Origin of the sequence: Flavobacterium sp. MEB061 (assembly GCF_000834715.1) — a bacterium.
In the GTDB taxonomy this organism is placed as follows: domain Bacteria; phylum Bacteroidota; class Bacteroidia; order Flavobacteriales; family Flavobacteriaceae; genus Flavobacterium; species Flavobacterium pectinovorum.
The window spans coordinates 36,205-56,942 of record NZ_JXQR01000004.1 but is presented as its reverse complement, the minus strand read 5'-3'; the positions used below and the strand labels follow the sequence as shown (position 1 = coordinate 56,942).

General features: G+C 36.4%; 10 protein-coding genes. All 10 read left to right on the top strand.

From position 1 onward, the window contains the following. Positions 1 to 2 precede the first annotated feature (2 nt). The 10 genes from xylA (at position 3) to RT99_RS01380 (ending at position 20,710) form a co-directional block, all read left to right on the top strand. The gene (gene xylA, locus RT99_RS01425) at positions 3 to 1,322 is read left to right on the top strand and encodes a xylose isomerase (protein WP_042562948.1); all 1,320 of its coding nucleotides are present in this window, start codon (positions 3 to 5) and stop codon (positions 1,320 to 1,322) included. A 47-nt stretch (positions 1,323 to 1,369) separates the two neighbouring features. Continuing rightward, positions 1,370 to 4,465: a TonB-dependent receptor gene (locus RT99_RS01420; protein WP_042562947.1), complete on the top strand. Its 3,096-nt coding sequence runs from the start codon at positions 1,370 to 1,372 to the stop codon at positions 4,463 to 4,465. A 12-nt stretch (positions 4,466 to 4,477) separates the two neighbouring features. Beyond that, complete coding sequence (locus RT99_RS01415) at positions 4,478 to 6,058, top strand: RagB/SusD family nutrient uptake outer membrane protein (RefSeq protein ID WP_042562978.1); 1,581 nt, start codon at positions 4,478 to 4,480, stop codon at positions 6,056 to 6,058. A gap of 20 nt (positions 6,059 to 6,078) precedes the next feature. Next, positions 6,079 to 6,951, top strand: coding sequence for a hypothetical protein (locus RT99_RS01410; RefSeq protein WP_242607158.1), 873 nt, complete (start codon positions 6,079 to 6,081; stop codon positions 6,949 to 6,951). 134 nt (positions 6,952 to 7,085) lie between these two features. Beyond that, positions 7,086 to 9,572, top strand: coding sequence for a beta-galactosidase GalB (gene galB, locus RT99_RS01405; protein WP_042562946.1), 2,487 nt, complete (start codon positions 7,086 to 7,088; stop codon positions 9,570 to 9,572). Positions 9,573 to 9,734: 162 nt separating this feature from the next. After that, positions 9,735 to 12,131, top strand: a complete 2,397-nt coding sequence (locus RT99_RS01400) for an alpha-xylosidase (RefSeq protein WP_042562945.1) — start codon at positions 9,735 to 9,737, stop codon at positions 12,129 to 12,131. A gap of 409 nt (positions 12,132 to 12,540) precedes the next feature. Then, positions 12,541 to 14,547 carry a glycoside hydrolase family 97 protein gene (locus tag RT99_RS01395; protein WP_042562944.1) on the top strand — a complete coding sequence of 669 codons (2,007 nt, stop codon included), beginning with the start codon at positions 12,541 to 12,543 and terminating at the stop codon, positions 14,545 to 14,547. 140 nt (positions 14,548 to 14,687) lie between these two features. Then, positions 14,688 to 16,844 (top strand): glycoside hydrolase family 3 C-terminal domain-containing protein, encoded by a 2,157-nt coding sequence (locus RT99_RS01390; RefSeq protein WP_042562943.1) that lies wholly within the window; start codon positions 14,688 to 14,690, stop codon positions 16,842 to 16,844. A gap of 6 nt (positions 16,845 to 16,850) precedes the next feature. Next, on the top strand, positions 16,851 to 18,428 hold the full coding sequence (locus RT99_RS01385) for a glycoside hydrolase (RefSeq protein WP_042562942.1): 1,578 nt from the start codon (positions 16,851 to 16,853) through the stop codon (positions 18,426 to 18,428). Between the two features lie 41 nt (positions 18,429 to 18,469). Beyond that, entirely contained in the window at positions 18,470 to 20,710 is a 2,241-nt protein-coding gene (locus RT99_RS01380) for a glycoside hydrolase family 3 C-terminal domain-containing protein (protein ID WP_042562941.1), read from the top strand. The last annotated feature ends 28 nt before the right edge of the window (positions 20,711 to 20,738 follow it).

The window sequence follows — 20,738 nt, the reverse complement described above, 5'->3', positions numbered from 1 at the left end:
TAATGAGCACTACCAATCAATATTTTAAAAACATCGATACAATTAAGTTCGAAGGCAGAGAAAGTGACAATCCGTTAGCTTTTAAATGGTACGATGAAAATCGTGTTGTTGCAGGAAAAACTTTGAAAGAACATTTACGTTTTTCAATGGCTTACTGGCATACGCTATGTAATACAGGTGGAGATCCGTTTGGAGCTTCGACTGAAACTTTTGCATGGGATAAAAATGAAAATGCAATTTTAAGAGCTAAAGACAAAATGGATGCGGCTTTTGAATTCATGACAAAATTAGGTTTGCCATATTATTGTTTTCATGATGTTGATGTTGTGGATGATGCGCCAACTTTGGCAGAATTTGAAACTCGTATTCAGACAATGGTTGAATATGCAAAACAAAAACAACAGGAATCCGGAATTAAATTGTTGTGGGGAACTTCAAACTTATTCAGCAATCCGCGTTATATGAACGGTGCGGCGACAAACCCAAACTTTGATGTTTTGGCTTACGCCGGAGCTCAGGCAAAAATTGCTATCGATGCTACTATCGCTCTTGGTGGAGAAAATTATGTTTTCTGGGGAGGTCGTGAAGGATATATGAGTTTGTTAAACACAGACATGAAAAGAGAATTAGACCACTTGGGAAGATTCTTAAATACTTGTAAAGATTATGCTCGTAAAGAAGGTTTTAAAGGAAACTTCCTTATCGAACCAAAACCAATGGAACCAACGAAACATCAATATGATTATGATGCAGCGACTTCATTAGGTTTCATTAATAAATACGGACTTCAAAACGATTTCAAATTAAACTTAGAAGTAAACCACGCAACACTTGCCGGACATTCTTTCGAACATGAATTACAGGTTGCTGTTGATGCCGGAATGTTAGGAAGTATTGACGCTAACCGCGGAGATTACCAAAACGGTTGGGATACAGATCAGTTCCCAATCAATCTTCAGGAAGTAACACAAGCTATGTTGGTTATCCTTGAAGGTGGCGGAATACAAGGCGGTGGAGTAAACTTTGATGCTAAAGTGAGAAGAAATTCAATCGATTTAGAAGATAAATTCATTGCGCACATTTCAGGAATGGATGTTTTTGCAAGAGGATTAATCTGCGCAGATCAAATTTTACAAAATACAGATTACAGAAAATTACGCACACAGCGTTACAGTTCGTTTGACGGTGGTAATGGAGCTAAGTTTGAAAATGGAGAATTGTCTCTTGAAGATTTAAGCAAAATTGCACGTGCAAGCGGAGAGCCTCAGCCACTAAGCGGCAGACAAGAATTATTCGAACAGATTATTTCGAATGCGTATTAAATAATTACAGGTAACTAACTATAAATTTAAACCAATTCTTAATTATTATGAAAAGCAAATATTGTATAAAAACAACAATGCTGCCATATTACATGGCACTATTGCTTAGCTTATTTATGATACAATCTGGTTTTGCCCAAGAGCAATCCAAGTTTGTAAGCGGAAATGTTATTTCGGCAGATGATAACATGGGAGTTCCGGGTGCCACTATTTTGGTACAGGGAACTAAGACAAGTACTGCCACTGATTTTGATGGATTATACAAAATTGAAGCGAAGACCGGTGATGTACTGGTATTTAGTTTTATGGGATATAAAACGCAAAAAATCACTGTTGGAGAAAATAAAAAAATAAATGTAACCATGCAGGCTGAAACTGCAGAACTAAAAGAAATTGTAGTTATTGGTTACGGTACACAAAAGAAAAAGGTAAATACAGCAGCAACTTCACTTGTATCTGGAAAAGATATTCAGCAAGTTGCGAGTCTTGATGTTACCAATGCTTTGCAAGGTCAGGCATCTGGGGTAAACGTTACTTCATCTTCAGGGCAACCGGGAGCTAATATGGTGGTAAATATTCGTGGGGCCGGTACAGCAGGAAAAAGTGATCCGCTTTATGTGGTAGATGGTGTTGTTGTTGATAACGGTATCTCTTATCTTGATCCTTCGGTTATCGAAAGGGTCGATGTACTTAAAGATGCTTCTGCGGCTTCAATCTACGGAGCAAGAGCAGCAAACGGAGTTATCTTAGTTACAACTAAAAAAGGTAAAGACGGAAAAATGAATGTGTCATTTAATTCTTATACAGGTTTTCAGCAAGTTGCTAAAAAACTTGATTTGATGAATACACAGGAATATACTACAATCATGAATGAAGCTCGTGTAAACTCTGGGCTTACGCCATTATACACGCCAGCTCAGGTTGCAGCATTGCCAAATCACGATTGGCAGGATGATTTGTTTAATGAAGGAGCAATGAAACAAAATCACTCTCTTTTAATTACAGGTGGTGATAAAAAATCGACTATTGCTACAGGTGTTTCATACTATGGTCAGGAAGGTATGATTGGTGGTGCAAACAGCCAGTCTCAATACGATCGTATTACTTTTAGTGTGAATTCAACTTCAGAAGTAATTGAAAATCATTTGAAAATTGGAGAAAACTTCACTTTATCAAACACAAAATCTAGTGGAGTTGCAGATGATGGTATTTACAGCAACGGAATTAGAAGTTTCTTAAACGCGGCTCCAATTGACGCGGCGTATGATGCTAATGGAAATTTTGCTAAATCAACTATTTCTGCAGATGTGAGCAACCCGGTTGGTTCATTGTATTACAATAACTTCAACCAAACAAAGGTTAACCGTTATGTTGGGAATATTTTTGCAGAATTAAAATTCCTTAAAGATTTTACTTTCAGAACTAGTTTTGGTGTCGATATGACAGATAGTAACTATCGTTCTTTCAGACCTGTTTATTCTTTATCTTCAAGTGATAACAATACAGTTTCAAGTGTTACACAAAGTGGAACTAAAAGTTCAGGATGGATTTTTGAAAACACACTTCAATATAAAACTACAATTGCTGGCGCACATAATTTTGACTTTTTGGTAGGTACTTCTGCAAAAAAGAATACTGCAGATTATATGGAAGGTCAGGGTAGAAATTTAATTTTTACTGATTTCGAACATGCTTATTTAGATAATGCTAAAGATCCAACATCAAATGTGGTAAAAGGAAATCGTAAAGATTATGCAATCCAATCTTACTTTGGACGTATGTTATACGACTACAACAACAAATATTTATTTTCTGCAACAGTACGTAGAGATGGATCTTCAGAATTTGGACCAAATAACAAATATGCAATTTTCCCTTCATTCTCTGCAGGTTGGAATTTAGACCGCGAAGCTTTCTTTAAAGAAAATGCAGTTGTAAATACATTTAAACTTAGAGCGAGCTGGGGACAAAATGGTAACGATCAGTTCTCAAGAACATTTGCTTACATGTCAACAATTAGCTCAAAAGACAAAACATATCATTTTGGTACAGGAGACGAAACTTTACTTGTAGGTTCAAGCCCTGATCAGCTTTCAGATCCTAACTTAAAATGGGAAACGTCAGAACAATTAGATTTCGGTTTTGATGCTACATTGTTTACTAATTTTAGTTTGACATTTGATTATTACGACAAAAAAACAAAAGACTGGTTAGTATTGGCTTCTATCCCAACTTATGCCGGAGCTTCTGCACCTTATGTTAATGGTGGAGATGTAAGCAACAAAGGTTTTGAGGTTGCAGTAGCATATCGTAAAAGTTTCGGAAACTGGAATTTTGGTATCAATGCAAACGTTTCTCATAACAAAAATGAAGTGCTTAGAATTGCAAACAACGAAGGAATCATTCACGGAGAATCTAACTTATTGTTTCAAGGTTTAGACGAGATGAACCGTGTTGAGGTTGGAAAACCAATGGGTTATTTCTACGGATTAAAAACAGCTGGTATTTTTCAAAATGCAGCAGAAGTTGCAGCAGGAGTTCAGCCAAATGCACAACCTGGAGACGTTCGTTTTGTTGATTTAAACAAAGACGGACAAATCGATGCTAACGATAAAACAGAAGTTGGTAACCCAAATCCTGATTATACGTATGGCGTTAATTTTGATTTATCGTACAAAGCATTTGACTTAACGGTTAATACTTACGGATCTGCAGGTGGTCAAAACGTTTTTGGAATTCATGATTATACTCGTGCTTATACAAATAACACAACTGAAGTTTTAAACAGATGGACTTCTGAAGGAACTTCTAACACAACACCGAGAGTAACTTACGGAACAGATCCTAATGGAAACTATACTAAATTCTCAGATTTATATGTTCAGGATTCTGATTTCTTCAGAATTAAGAATATTACTATCGGATGTGATTTGACAAAATTAACAAACAAGTTAAATTTCTTTAGCAAATTCAGATTGTATGTTGCTGCTAATAACCTTTACACTTTCACAAAATATAAAGGTATGGACCCGGAAATTGGTTTCGGAAATACTACTGTAGGACAAGAATGGGCAAGAGGAATTGATGTTGGATTTTATCCACAGCCAAGAACGTATATGATGGGTCTTAATGTTAACTTTTAATTTATGAAAACGATGAAAACATATATAAAATTATTTGCGCTTTCAAGCTTATTGGTTTTAGGAGCTTGTTCGGAAGATTTTTTAGAAAATGAGCCTTATACAGATAAGGTAACAGACAATTTTTATAAAACGCCATCTGACGCTTTTGAAGGATTAGTTGCTGTTTATGATGTGTTGCAAAGAGAAGCATACGGAACACAATTAATTGTAAGCGAGCAGGCGTCTGACGATTGTTTTGGAGGATTTGGTATTGCAGATCCAACAACAGATTTACAATGGGATCGCTTTCAGTATACGACAGATAAAGATATGAATGCACTTATCTGGACCAACTCTTATTTGGGAATTTACAGAGCTAATATTTTATTAGAAAATCTTGATAAAGTAAACTGGGGATCTCAAACTGCCCTGAAAACACAATACGAAGCTGAAGCTCGTTTTTTAAGAGCGCACTTTCACTTCCAGGCTGCTAAAATGTTTGGAGAAATTGTTCCGTTAGACCACACCGTGACTACAAGCGAATTTCAATTGCCAAGACAGGCGGCAGAGGTTACTTATGCCTTAATTGCTAACGATTTAAAATTTGCTGCAGATAATTTAGGACCTGAGAATTATTCTAAAAAAGGAAATGCAAACTTCGGACGTATCACAAAATGGGCAGCAGAAGCTTATTTGGCAAGAACTTTTTTATTCTACACAGATTATTATGAAAAACCTGATTTAGCAGGTGTTGTTACCAAAGATCAGGCGATTACATACATAAATGATGTAGTAAGCAATAGCGGACACGGGTTGGTTCCGGATTTTGCTAATCTTTGGTTAGCAGCTTCTTTCGCAAATTTTGCAGGAGAAGATAATACAGAAATGGTTTGGGCTGTTCGTTTTAATAGTTCTGGAAAAGGAAATTGGGACTTACATGAAGGAAACCGTTTCCAGGTAAACATTGCACCACGTGGTGGAAGTGTTAACAACAAATATGCTACAGGATGGGGAGGAGCAACCGTTAACCCTAAATTATATGAAGCATATGAGGGAGGAGATACTCGTAGAGATGCAACTATTATTGCTTATGCAGAAGAAAGTTTAAGTTTTGATGCAGAAGCAAGAGAACAACGTCAGTATACAGGATATTCATGGAAAAAATATTGCCCTATTACTGACGCAGCAGGTACAGCAATTGTTGAAACAAATGGTGGAAATTTCCAAATTGATAATTATCAGGATCTTGCAATGATTCGCTATGCTGATGTATTGCTGATGGCTGCTGAATTGAATTTACTTTCAAATCCAGGGTTAGCACAAGCAGATTTAGATAAAGTTCGTGACAGAGCTTTTAAAAGTACTACTAACAGAGTTGTTGTTTCTAAAGAAACTATTATGACAGAGCGTCAATTAGAATTAGCATTAGAAGGGCAACGTTATTTTGACTTAATCAGACAGGATATGACTGTTGCTAAAGCTCAAATTGACAATACTGATGGTGGATCTGATTTTGCTGTAACTTTTAGACCAGAAACTTTAGGCTGGTTCCCATTACCACAATCTCAAATTGTACTTTCTAATGGAACTATCAAACAAAATCCAGGTTGGTAATAACTAAAAAACAAATGATTATGAAACGTATATTATATATAGTAATAGCAGCAATAACCATAGGCTCATTTTTATTTTCATGCGAGCCTGTAGAAGACCGTGAAAGTTTAGATGCCATTACATTAACACCGGCTACTACTAAATTTTCGGTTGTTCAAAATCCCGCGAACGATCACGAAGTGGCGATTAAAAATGAAGATCCAAATGTAATTCCATACTGGCATTATATCGACAGTAAAGGAAATGAGTTAGGACATTCTAACAAAGGTGATGATAAAATCATTTTACCTTTTGGCGGAACGTATAAGATTTTTTATACTGCTTATACAAGAGGTGGTGCTGTTGAAGCTCCTCCGGTAACGGTTACAGTAGCAGAAAATGACGAAGCTTATTTCAGTGATGAAAGATGGGGTCTTCTTGCCAACAGAACAGAAGGAAAAACATGGGTATTAAACATGGTAAAACCTCTTGAGTTTGTTGATGCAAAGTACATAAACAGTACACTTAGCCCTGCAGGCTGGTGGCCATTACTTTCAGAAATTCCTTGGGCAAACTTAGAGAATAAAGATTGGGGAGAAATCACTTTCGACCTTAAAGGGGGGTACAATGTATCAGTAACACAAACTAATCCAACTTTAGGAAGTACAGAAAAAACGACTAAAACAGGAACATTCAACTTTGCATTTTCAGATCAGTCAAAAAATGACAGGTTAATTTTTAATGGCGGACTCGAAATGCTACACCCAAATGATGCTACATATTTTAGTTCTTCATTTAGTTTTACAAATGTAAGACTGGTTGAGTTAACAGAAACTACTTTAAGTTTTATAGCTATCAGAGCTGATGGAGGTTATTTATCTTATCACTTAATTGCTAAAACAAATACACTATAATTATTTAATTCTATAGTCTCAGTTTTAAAGCGTTTATAACGTTCTCTAAAACTGAGACTTAAATTATTTTATAAGAAATAAAGCAATCATTTTTATTTCTAACTTCAATTTTCCAAAACAAAAAAACAGTACCAATGCGTAAAAGAAAGAATTTAAGCAGTCCACTTTTCTTATTAACATTAGTAACAATAATTCTTTTTGGTTCTTGCAGCAAAAAAGAAGACACTTTTGTTAACCGCAAAGTTTCTTTTAATTCAGATTGGAGTTTTCATCTAAATGATAGTCTGGCAGATAAAGACACCATTGGAACTTCAACCAAATGGCGAACCCTAAACGTGCCGCACGATTGGAGCATTGAAGGAAAATTTGATGAGAAAAGTCCGGCCGGATATGGGGGCGGAGCACTTACCGGAGGCTTAGGGTGGTATAAGAAAACTTTTAAATTAAATACCTCTGATAGTAGTAAAGTTATATCAATTGCCTTTGATGGTGTTTACAGAAACAGCGAAGTTTGGGTAAACGGACATTTTTTAGGAAAACGTCCAAACGGATATATTAGCTTTCAATATGACATGTCACCGTATTTAAATTATGGGGAAAAAAGCAATGAAATTATTGTAAAGGTTGACAATTCAAAACAGCCCAACTCACGATGGTATTCAGGATCAGGAATTTTTAGAAATGTCTGGATCGAAACCACCGATAAATTACATGTAGCAAATTGGGGAACTTACGTTACAACTCCAAAAGTGACTGCCGAAAAAGCTTCGGTACAATTTGAAACTACCATTCAAAACAAATATTCAGCTTCAAAAAAGGCAACAGTAACAACAACTATTTTTAAAGAAGATACCAAAGTAACGTCCGTTACGCAAAATATAACCATTGGTGCAAATGCCAATCAAACTATCAAACAAGAAACTCAGGTTGAAACACCAGTTTTATGGTCGGTTGAAAAACCTGAATTGTATACAGCAGTTACAGAAATTTCGGTAGACGATAAAATTGTAGATCAATACAAAACCAATTTCGGAATCAGAGATTTTAAGTTTGATGTTGATAAAGGTTTTATCCTTAACGGAAAACAGGTTAAAATAAAAGGAGTTTGCATGCACCACGATTTAGGACCTTTGGGTTCTGCAATCAACACGCGTGCAATCCAACGCCAGTTAGAAATTTTGAAAGAAATGGGCGTAAACGGAATCAGAACTTCTCATAATCCGCCTGCACCTGAACTTCTTGATCTTTGTGATAAAATGGGTTTCATTGTCATGGATGAAGCATTTGATATGTGGAAACAAAACAAAACCAAATACGATTATGCAAATGATTGGGACAAGTGGCATAAAAAAGATCTAACCGATCAATTGCTGCGTGACCGTAACCATCCAAGTATTTTTATTTGGAGTATTGGAAACGAAATTCCCGAACAATGGAACGAAAATGGTGTGGCAATCGCCAAAGAATTAGCAGCCATTACACGTCAATATGACAAAACACGTCCGTTGACCGCAGCGATGAATCCGCCGGTAAACATGAATATTGATGAGGTAACGTTACAATTCGAAAAAAAGAATGTTCAGTTTAATGCAATCGCAAAATCGGGAGTTTTAGATCTTATCGGATACAATTATGCACACCAAACGTATGAACATCATAAAAAGAATTTTCCGGGAATTCCGTTCATTGCAACCGAAACAACTTCTGGTTTACAAACCCGCGGTTATTACGATGCCGTTTCAGACACCATTAAAAAATGGCCGGTAAGATGGGATCTTAAATTTACTGGTGGAAATCCGGGAAACACGGTTTCGGCTTACGATCAGGTTCAGGCGCCTTGGGGTTCAACGCATGAAGCGACCTGGAAGGTTATTAAAAAACACGATTTCCTTTCTGGAATGTACATCTGGACAGGTTTCGATTATATCGGAGAACCAACTCCGTACGAATGGCCGTCGATCAGTTCTTATTTCGGAATTGTAGATTTAGCCGGTTTCCCAAAAGACGTATATTATATGTACCAAAGCGAATGGACAGACAAAACCGTGCTGCACATTTTTCCGCATTGGAACTGGAAAGCAGGACAAACCGTAGATGTTTGGGCATACTATAATAAAGCCGACGAGGTGGAACTTTTCCTTAACGGAAAATCAGTTGGAATTAGAAGTAAAAAAGGAGATGATTTACACGTAATGTGGAGAATTCCATATCAACCCGGAACTCTAAAAGCTATTTCTCGTAAAAACGGAAAAGTGGTTTTAGAAAAAGAAATAAAAACAGCCGGAAATCCATCAAACTTAAAATTAACAGCAGACAGAAGTACGATAAAAGCAGATGGAAATGATTTATCATTTGTAACGGTAGATATTTTAGATGAAAAAGGAACTTTGGCACCAAATGCTAATAACGAAATCAACTTCTCTCTAAAAGGAAATGGAAAAATCGTTGGGGTTTCAAGCGGAGATCCTGTAAGTCATGAATCGTACAAAGGTTTAAAACATACAGCGCTTAACGGAAAATGTCTGGTTATTGTTCAATCTGGAGATAAAACCGGACGATTAGAATTAACCGCTAAAGCGAATGGATTAAAACCGTCGACAATTGTAATTACAGCAGAATAATAGTTAGTTGTCATTCCTACAAGGTTTTCAAAACCTTGTAGGTATAATTAACACATAGAATAGGGCAACACAATACCTACAAGGTTTCGAAAACCTTGCAGGATATAAAGTAATAGATTACAGCAGAATAACCACAAATAAATAAAACTTAAAAAACACACAATGAAAAAAATAAAGATAGCCTCATTATCTCTATTCATGGGTTTTGGATTGCTTTCGCCAAAAGCGTCGGCACAAATTCAGAACGCCGATGTGCTAAATGCTCCGATAGATATCAGCAAAGATTTTCAGAATTATCTGAACACGTTTTATTTTGCCGATGAACTAAAAGCGTTTGATCCTGCTACAGGAAAAGGGACAATAAAATATTTGCGATACAATTATAAAACACGTCAGGCTTTCAACAATATGATGATGAAGCCGGACTCTGTTGCTGCAAACGAATTCCCGGCAACAGAATACGAAGCTTCGCCTTTATTGCCGTTTGAGATTCAGTTTATTTCTGATAGAACCATTAGAATAAAAACTACTTCAGGACCGCAATTTCATCCGCAAAAAGAATCTTTAATGTTGGTTGACGGTGTTGCGCCTAATCACCCGGAATTATGGAAGTATTCTAAAATCGAAGGCGGTCACAAATACACCAGCAAACATGGAGTTGTCGAAATCTTAGTAAAACCCTGGCACGTAAAAATTTACGATGAAAAAGGAAAACTGCTAACTAGTACATTGCACGATACCGATTTTAAAAATACGTATACGCCAACACTTCCGTTTTCTTATGTTCGTAGAAACAGCGATTATTCAAGAAGTATGGGCGCAGCTTTTAGCTTAGAGCCAGACGAAAAAATATTTGGCTGTGGAGAATCATTCACACAATTCAATAAACGCGGTCAAAAAGTAGTTTTATGGGCAGATGACGCCAACGGAATTCAGAATGAAACGATGTACAAACCGGTTCCATTTTATATCAGCAGCCGTGGTTACGGAGTTTTTATGCATCATTCAACACCAATTACAGTTGATTTTGGAAGATATTATTCTAGTGCCAACGAAATGTATATTGGAGATGACGAAGCCGATTTATTTTTCTTTATTGGAGAACCAAAAGACGTTTTAGACCAATACACAGATTTGACCGGAAAAGCAGCAATGCCACCACTTTGGTCATTTGGTTTCTGGATGAGCCGTATCACTTATTTTTCTGAAAAAGAAGGTCGTGACGTAGCAAGAGATTTACGTAAATATAAAATTCCAACAGATGTAATTCACTTTGATACAGGTTGGTTTGATGTAGACTGGAGAAACAATTACGAGTTTGCAAAAGCCCGTTTCCCGGATGCACAAAAAATGATGACCGATTTGAAAAAAGACGGTTTCCAGGTTTGTTTATGGCAATTGCCTTACTTCACACCAAAGAATACGTTGTTTAATGAAATCATGGATAAAAATTTAGCAGTGAGAGACCGTAAAGGAAATCTTCCGTACGAAGATGCTGTTCTGGATTTCTCAAATCCGGAAACTGTAACCTGGTATCAAGGAAAACTGAAACATTTATTCGATCAGGGAGTTGCGGTTTTCAAAGTAGATTTTGGAGAAGCTGCACCGCCAGACGGAATTTACCATTCAGGAAGAACAGGTTTTTACGAACACAATTTATACCCATTAAGATATAATAAAGCAGTTGCTGAAATTACACAGAAAGAAAAAGGTTATACTTTAATCTGGGCAAGAAGTACCTGGGCAGGATCGCAACGTTATCCATTGCATTGGGGTGGAGATGCTGAAACTACAAATGGCGCAATGTCGGCAGAATTACGTGGCGGACTTTCATTAGGTTTAAGCGGATTCAGTTTCTGGAGTCATGATGTTGGAGGATTTGCAACAAAATCGCCAGAGAATTTATACAGAAGATGGGCACCTTTCGGAATGTTTACTTCACACGTAAGAAGCCACGGTGAACCTCCGCGCGAGCCTTGGTTGTACAGCAAAGATTTCCTGGAAGGATTTAGAAAAGCAGATAACATGCGTTACGAATTAATGCCATATATCTACGCTCAGGCAAAAGAAAGTTCTCAAAAAGGATTACCAATGATGCGTGCTTTATTTGTAGAATATCCAAATGATCCGGGAGCATGGTTGGTTGATAATGAATATTTATTTGGCTCAAGCATGTTAGTTGCACCACTTTTTGAAGAAGTTACAGAAAGAGATGTTTATCTTCCGGAAGGAACATGGATTGATTACCAAACTAAAAAAGTATACCAATCCGGCTGGCATAAAATCAAAGCGGGCGAAGTGCCAATCGTAGTTTTGGTAAAAGACGGAACAGCTTTGCCTCACATCGCATTAGCACAATCTACAAAAGACATGGATTGGAGTAAATTAACGTTGAAAGTTTACGCAAGTGACAAAACAACTTCGGCGAAAGCCAAAGTATTTTTACCGGATGGCGATGCCGTTCAGGAAATTACAGTAAACAAAAACGGAAATGCATTTGACGTAACACCAAACGCATTAAGCGGAAAAACCACTTTTAAAACGGAGTGGGTTAAATAGAAAAAGTTAGCGACAGATAAAAGAATTAAAAATTGAGAATTAAAAATTAAAAATCTGCTCAATCTGCAAAATCTGCGTAAAAAAAAATAAACACATAGAAACATAGGATTTTTGTTAGTGAATAAAAGAAAATAAAAAGAAACTAGTTTCTCACACATAGACTATGTTTGTTTAAACTAGTGAAACGCCTTTTTTAAGTTTCCAATGAGCTATGATTCTATGTGTTAAAAAAAATTAAGGCACAGATCAAAAAAATTAAAAATTAAAAAATCTGCTTAAATCTGCAGAATCTGCGTGAAAAAAAACATCCCCAACAGGATAAAAATAAGTTTTAGTTTAGTTTAGTTTTAAATCGGATGAAGTTTTGAGCGCTTCATTCGATTTATTTGAGAATTCAAGAAAAAAAATCATGAAAAAAAACCTAGTCCTTTCCGCCGTATTACTTTCTATTACGATTGGATACAGTCAGAAAAATAAAAATGCTTACGAACTGGCTTCGCCAAACGGGCAGAATAAAATCAAATTTGAGTTAGTAAAAAACGCTCCAAAATATGCTGTATCTCACGGAAAAACCGAAGTGATTACACCATCAGACATGGGATTTTTATTAAAAGGAAATGAAAATTTAAGTTCTGACTTTGAAGTAAAAAGCGTAAAAAATACTTCTTTTGATGAAACCTGGGAACAAGTTTGGGGCGAGAAGAAAAACATCAGAAATAATTACAATCAGCTTTCTGTTCAGTTACAGCAAAAAAGCGGGAACAAACGTAAACTTGAAATTCAGTTTCGTGCGTTTGATGACGGAATTGCTTTTAGATATGTGTATCCAAAACAAAATGTAAAAGACAGTATTTTCATTATGGATGAAAAAACGACTTTTAACTTAAAAGAAGATGGAAAAGCATGGTGGATTCCGGCAAACAGAGAAAACCGTGACGAATATCTTTTTAAAGATGCAGCGGTAAGTACTTTAGATACAGTTTTGACTCCACTTACAATCGAAAGCAAAAGCGGATTAGCATTGAGTTTTCACGAAGCAAATTTGGTAGATTTCGCGAGTATGACTTTGGTTAATACTACAGGAACACAACTTAAATCAGATTTAGTGCCTTGGGCAGATGGTGTAAAAGTTCGAGTAAAAGATACATTTACGTCTTCTTGGAGAACACTTCAAATTGGAGAAACTCCGGCAGATTTAATTACGTCTTATTTGATTTTAAATCTGAATGATCCAAACAAATTAAAAAACACAGCAAGTTATTTTAAACCATACAAATACTTCGGAATTTGGTGGGGAATGCACATTGGGAAATATACATTTTGGGAAAGCGACAAACAAGGCGCAACAACCAAACATGCCGAAGAATATATTGATTTTACAGCAAAAGAAGGATTTCATCATTTATTGATCGAAGGCTGGAACAAAGGCTGGACACCGGCTTGGTATGAAAACCACATGCACATGTTCAGTTTCACAAAAAGTGCTGACAATTTCGACTTAGAAAAAGTGGTAGAATACGGAAACAAAAAAGGCGTTGCCCTTATTGGTTACCATGAAACAGGTTCAAACTTGATTAATTACTTAAAAGAAGTTGACGAAGGTTTTGCATTGTACAAAAAGCTAGGAATGCATTCCGTTAAAATTGGTCACGTAGGTTCTAAATTAAACATGAAAGAAAATCACTTCGGACAATTTGGGGTGAATTATTTCAGATATATTTTAGAAAAAGCAGCACAATATGATTTAGCTGTTTTATATCATGAATCAATAAAAGATACAGGAGAAAGAAGAACTTTCCCGAACATGGTTTCGAGAGAAGCAGCACGTGGACAAGAATATAACGCGTGGAGCGAAGGAAATCCGCCAAATCACTTAACGATTATTCCGTTTACAAGATTACTTTCAGGTCCAATGGACTTTACACCCGGAATTTTTGATGTTGAGGTAAAACAAGGTTTCCCTGGAAAAAGAGTGCACGGAACAGCAGCACAGCAATTGGCTTTGTATGTAACGATTTATGCACCAATCCAGATGATGGCAGATCTTCCTGAAAATTATGAAGGAAAACCAGCTTTACAATTCTTAAAAGATGTTCCGACAGATTGGGAAGATACAAAAGTATTAGAAGGAGCAATTGGGCAATATATCACAACCGTTCGTAAAGACAGAAGCAGTGCTGACTGGTATTTAGGAACGATTACAAATGAAAACGCAAGAGACGTAAATGTTGCTTTATCATTTTTAGATCCAAACGCAACTTACGAAGCTCAGATTTATGCTGATGCAGAAGGAACTGATGAAACACATAATCCTGCAGAAATTGCAATTTCTAAGAAAACCGTTAAAGCATCAGATTCATTAAAATTACATTTAGGTGGTGCTGGAGGAACAGCTATCCGTTTCAAAAAACTATAATTTATAGACATTTCAAACCCGACAGGTTTTTAAAACCTGTCGGGTTTATTTAACGTAACGATTAGATTTAAATAGCATAATTTATAAAAATTTCAAACCCAAGATTTTCAAATCCGGGTTAAATAACCACAAATTTTTAAGTGAAAAACCTCATTCTACATATCGTTTTTCTTTTGTCGGTCAATTTGATGTTGTCGCAGCAAAAACAATATCCTTTTCAGGATTCTAAATTAGATACTGAAAAGCGTATTGATACTTTGTTGTCATTGATGACACTCGATGAAAAAGTTCAGGCTTTGAGCACAAATCCATCGATAAAAAGATTAGGCGTTACAGGAACAGGTCACGTAGAAGGTTTGCACGGTTTAGCTCTGGGCGGACCGGGCGAATGGGGCGGAAAAAATAAATTGCCAGTAACAACAACTACTTTTCCTCAGGCTTATGGTTTAGGAGAAACGTGGGATGTTGATTTACTTCAAAAAGTGGCACAGGTTGAAGGTTATGAAGCACGATATGCTTTTCAAAAATACCATCGTGGCGGATTAGTCGTTCGAGCTCCAAATGCAGATATTGCAAGAGATCCACGTTGGGGTCGTACCGAAGAAAGTTACGGAGAAGATGCTTTTTTTAACGGAACAATGACCGTTGCATTTGTAAAAGGATTGCAGGGAAATAATCCAAAATATTGGCAAACGGCTGCGTTAATGAAACATTTTCTGGCCAATAGCAATGAAGATGGCAGAACCTATACTTCATCTGATTTTGATGAAAGGCTTTGGCGTGAATATTATGCTTTGCCTTTTCAAATGGGCGTTGTTGATGGAGGATCCCGTGCTTATATGGCAGCTTACAATAAAGTAAACGGAATTCCGGCAATGGTACACCCAATGCTAAAAAATATTACCCAAAAAGAATGGGGACAAAACGGAATAATTTGTACAGATGGAGGCGCATTCAAATTGTTGCTTTCAGATCATAAATATTATGCTGATAAATATCTCGGAGCTGCAGCATCCATAAAAGCAGGAATTAATCAGTTTTTAGATGAATATACAGAAGCAGTTTATGGCGCGCTTTCGCATGGATATTTAAAAGAAAAAGATATTGATGCCGTTATTCGTGGAAATTATCGGGTAATGATTCAACTGGGAATGTTGGATGTTTCAGATGAAAATCCGTATGCAAAAATCGGAACCGGAAAAGATACTATTGATCCTTGGAAAACAGAAGCACATAAAAAAATCGCTTTACAAGCAACACAAAAATCGATTGTTTTGCTTAAAAATGATGCTCAATTTTTGCCTTTACAAAAAGATAAATTAAAAACGATTGCTGTAATCGGAAATCGTGCTGATGAAGTGCTTCTGGATTGGTACAGCGGAACGCCACCTTATACAATTACACCTTTACAAGGAATTAAAAATAAACTAGGCAATAATGTCGAAATACTTTACGCCAAAAATAATATAGACGGCAAAGCGGCAGAAATAGCCAAAAAAGCAGATGCAGTTATTGTCATCGTCGGAAATCATCCGGTATGTAACGCAGGCTGGGCAAATTGTCCCGTGCCAAGCGAAGGTAAAGAAGCTGTTGATCGTCAATCACTGACTTTAGAACAGGAAGATTTAATCAAAATTGTGTATCAGGCCAATCCTAAAACTGTTGTGGCATTGATAAGCAGTTTTCCTTATGCCATAAACTGGACACAAGAACATGTTCCGGCAATTGTGCATATAGCGCAAAACAGTCAGGAAACCGGAACCGCTTTGGCCGATGTTTTATTTGGAGATTACAATCCGGCTGGACGCTTAACACAAACTTGGGTTAGGGATATTACTGATTTGCCGGATTTATTAGATTACAACATTCGAAACGGCAGAACGTACATGTATTTTAAAGGCAAACCTTTATATGCTTTTGGTCACGGTTTAAGTTATACAACTTTCAAATACAATTCTATTGAAACAAATTCAGAAACCATTTCTAAAAATGGAGAAGTAAAAGTTACAGTTTCTGTTACCAATACAGGATCTAAAGACGGAGATGAGGTAATTCAGTTGTATGTAAAACAATTGCAGTCGAAAGTAGAACGTCCTGAAAAAGAATTAAAAGCATTTCAGCGCGTTTTCTTTAAAGCGGGAGAAACTAAGAATATTTCTTTGGTTTTGAAAGCCAAAGATTTAGAATATTGGAATACAGCAAAGCAACAATTTGAATTAGAAAACAATACAATTGAAATTCAAATAGGAAGTGCTTCAGATAGAATCCTTTTAAACAAAAAAATAACAGTAAAATAATTTACAATGAAAAAAAATCTAACGTTACTTTTTATTTTACTTTCTCTAATCAATGTTCCGTTGTTTGGACAAAATGCTGCTGAAAACAGAACCATAAAAGTTGATTATAATAAAACAGCAGGAAAACTGAACACCATGTTCAAAGAATGCATTGGTGCCGGAAGAGCAAACGAAGGTTTACGTGCAGACTGGCAGCAGCAATTGGCAATGACCAAAAAAGAATGCGATTTTAAATACATCAGAATGCACGGTTTATTGTCTGATGATATGGCAGTTTACAGAGAAGATTCAAAAGGAAATCCGGAATACAATTACCAATATATCGATGCTTTGTATGATTTTCTTTTAAGTATAAAAGTAAAGCCTTTTGTAGAATTAGGATTTATGCCTAATGCATTGGCAAGTGGAAAAGAAACTATTTTTTGGTGGAAAGGAAATGTAACACCTCCAAAAGATTATAAAAAATGGGAAGATTTAATTCGAAACCTAACCCAGCATTTCAAAGAACGTTACGGAGACGAAGAAGTAAAAACATGGTATTTTGAAGTTTGGAATGAACCTAATTTATCTCCGGGTTTCTGGACAGGAACTCAGGCAGAATATTTCAAATTATACGAATATGCAGCGCGAGGCATCAAAAGTGTAAATCCGGCATACAAAGTGGGAGGGCCAGCAACGGCAGGTGCAGGCTGGGTTCCGGAAACAATTGATTTTTGTGCTAAAAATAATGTGCCTTTAGATTTTATTTCAACGCATACTTACGGTGTAAAACAAGGATATTTAGACGAATTCGGAACTTCGGGAACGGTTTTAAACAAAGAAGATTCCAGCATAAGCGGTGAAGTAATTACGTCTCGCGAGCAAATTTCAAATTCGGCTAAGCCAAAATTAGAATTACATTATACAGAATGGAGTAGCTCATACACACCGTCAGATCCAATTCATGACAGTTATCATTCGGCGGCGTATATTCTTCAGAAATTAAAACAAGTTGGAAATGCTGCGAACTCAATGTCGTATTGGGTTTTTACCGATATTTTTGAAGAAGCCGGACCAAGATTTACCCCATTTCACGGAGGTTTCGGATTATTGAATACGCAGGGGATTAAAAAACCAGCTTATTTCTCGTATTCCTTTTTAAATAAATTGGGCGAAACAGAACTTCAAAATAAAGACACTTCTTCATGGGCGACTAAAAATGCAAAAGGCGATGTTCAACTATTGGTTTGGGATTTCACCAATACACATCCCGGAGATTCTGTAAATAATCAAACGTATTATATAAAAGATTTACCGTCGAAACCAAAAGGAAATTTAAAAATTGAAGTAGAAGGTTTGCAAAAAGGAAAATACAATTTAGAAATCTACAAAGTAGGCTATAAATCGAACGACGCTTACGCGGATTATCTGGCCATGGGAAAACCAAGTCAGTTAACACGCGATCAGGTAAATACAATCAAACAAAAAAACAATGGTGCTTTGTGGGCGAGTGAAAAAGTAACCATTGATGCAAAAGGAACTTTTAGCAAAGATTTAAAAATCAATGAGAATGATGTTTTCTTATTGAATTTTGTAAAGCTTTAATTTTCAAAATAAACTATCTAAAAAACTAAAATTTATTAAGCATGAAAAACAAAATTTTATACCTGTCAGCAGCATTGGCTTTTGCAGTATTTACATCTTGTAAGAGTGATGTAAAAACCACAGATTCTGAAACAGCAGAAAAAGAATACAAAGGAAAAGAAATCGGATCTGAGTTTGATGCAGAAATCGACAAGTTGGTTTCTCAAATGACATTGGAGGAAAAAATAGGAATGTTACATGGAAATAGCATGTTTACTTCTGGCGGTGTAAAACGTTTGGGGATCCCGGAATTAAAAATGGCTGATGGACCACTTGGTGTTCGTGAAGAAATTTCGCGTGACAATTGGGCACCGGCAGGTTTAACAAATGATTTTGCAACGTATTATCCGGCTGGCGGCGGACTTGCTGCAACATGGAATGCTGACATGGCATATACTTTCGGGAACAGCCTTGGGCAGGAAATGCGCGCAAGAGATAAAGATATGCTGCTTTCGCCAGCCATAAATATCGTAAGAACACCGCTTGGAGGAAGAACATACGAATATATGTCTGAAGATCCATTTTTGAACAAAAAAATTGCTGTGCCGTTAATTGTTGGTTTACAAGACAATGATGTTATGGCTTGCGTAAAACATTATGCTGCAAACAATCAGGAAACAAATCGTGATTTTGTAGATGTTCAAATTGACGAACGTACACTTCGTGAAATTTATTTGCCGGCTTTTGAAGCTTCAATAAAAGAAGCGCATGCGTATAGCGTAATGGGCGCTTACAATAAATTTAGAGGCGAATATTTATGTGAAAACGATTATATGCTAAACAAAATTCTTCGTGACGAATGGGGATTTAAAGGCGTTGTAGTTTCAGATTGGGCTGCTGTGCATTCGACAGTAAAATCTTTAAATAGCGGATTGGATATTGAAATGGGAACTCCAAAACCATTCAACGAATTTTTCCTTGCCGATAAATTAATCGCTGCAGCAAAAAACAAAGAAATCTCAGAAGCAGAATTGGACAAACACGTGAAAAGAATTTTACGTACTTTATTTCAGGTAAAAGCAATGGGAAGTCAAAGTAAAGACCGTGCAAAAGGAAGTATTGCAACCGAAGCACATTATCAGGATGCTTATAAAATTGCAGCAGAAGCGATAGTTTTATTGAAGAATGACAACAATGCTTTACCATTAAAACTGGACGGAGTTAAATCTATCGCGGTAATTGGAAACAATGCAACGAAGAAAAACGCGCTTGGCGGATTTGGCGCAGGTGTAAAAACAAAAAGAGAAGTTACACCACTTGAAGGTTTAAAAAATAGATTGCCATCTTCAGTAAAAATCAATTATGCTGAAGGATATTTAGAGCGTTACGACGAAAAGAATAAAGGAAACTTAGGAAATATTACATCAAATGGTCCGGTAACAATTGATCAGTTAGATCCTGCAAAAGTATTAGAAGCTGTAGAAGCGGCTAAAAAATCAGATGTTGCGATTATTTTTGCGGGTTCAAACCGTGATTACGAAACAGAAGCTTCTGACAGAAGAAATTTAAAATTGCCTTTTGGGCAAGAAGAATTGATCAAAAAAGTAATCGCTGCAAACCCAAGAACAATTGTTGTTTTTGTTGCCGGAGCGCCTTTTGAGATTGAAAATATCAGTAAAAAAAGTTCAGCTGTAGTATGGACATGGTTTAATGGTTCAGAAGGAGGAAATGCTTTGGCAGATGTACTTTTAGGAAAAGTAAATCCGTCTGGAAAATTACCTTGGACAATGCCTAAAAATATTATGGATTCTCCAGCGCACGCTACAAACAGTTTCCCTGGAGGAAAAACAGTAAATTATGCAGAAGGAATTTTGGTAGGATACCGTTGGTTTGATACTAAAAATATTGCGCCATTATTTCCTTTCGGATACGGATTGTCGTACACGACTTTTGGTTTTGAAAATGCAAAAACAGACAAAACTACTTATGCGCAAGACGAAACGATTACAGTTTCTGTTGATGTAAAAAACACCGGAAAAGTTGACGGAAAAGAAGTTGTTCAGTTGTACTCTTCAAAATCAGATTCAAAAATTACACGTGCTGCACAAGAATTAAAAGGTTTCCAAAAAACATTGGTAAAATCGGGAAGTTCAGAAACAGTAACGATTAAAGTTCCGGTAAAAGAATTGGCTTACTATGATGTAGCGGCCAAAAAATGGACAGTTGAACCAGGAAAATATACTTTGAAACTAGGAAATTCTTCAAGAGACATCAAAAAAGAAGTTGTCGTAACAATCAAATAAAACCTAAAACATTAATGCTCTTTGATTT